Origin of the sequence: Acinetobacter bouvetii DSM 14964 = CIP 107468 (genome assembly GCF_000368865.1) — a bacterium.
In the GTDB taxonomy this organism is placed as follows: domain Bacteria; phylum Pseudomonadota; class Gammaproteobacteria; order Pseudomonadales; family Moraxellaceae; genus Acinetobacter; species Acinetobacter bouvetii.
On record NZ_KB849726.1, the window covers coordinates 601985 to 602565 of the forward strand.

The following is a 581-nucleotide window of genomic DNA, read 5'->3' on the forward strand; positions in this document are numbered from 1 at the left end:
GACTCAGTTGCACTGGGCGATACGCTGATTAACAATGCCGGCCTCAGCATCAAAGACGGTCCAAGCATTACGGCTCAGGGCATTGATGCGGGCAAGAAGAAAATCACCAATGTGGCGGATGGCGATATCAATGCGTCTTCGAAAGACGCCATCAATGGCAGCCAATTGAACAGCACCAATCAAAATGTGACTAATTTGACCCAAACTGTGACTAAACAGGGTGAGCAAATTACGGCCAATACGGGTGATATTGCCAACCTGCAAAACCAGACTTGGAAAATCCAGGCGAATGGTGATGCTGCGAGTGCAGTAAAAGCCTCAGATACTGTTCAATTCTTGGATGGTGAAAACATTGAGATCAAGCGTGAAGCGAATAACCTGACCGTTGCGACGAAGAAAGATGTTAAGTTCGACTCAGTTGCACTGGGCGATACGCTGATTAACAATGCCGGCCTCAGCATCAAAGACGGTCCAAGCATTACGGCTCAAGGCATTGATGCAGGCAAGAAGAAAATCACCAATGTTGCGGATGGCGATGTTAATGCTGCTTCGAAAGACGCCATCAATGGCAGCCAGCTGCA

Annotated in this window: 1 pseudogene; it reads left to right on the forward strand. The window is 48.2% G+C overall.

Going from position 1 to position 581, the window contains the following annotated elements:
- A pseudogene (locus F941_RS05705) lies at window positions 1-581 on the forward strand (YadA-like family protein); the annotation flags it as partial.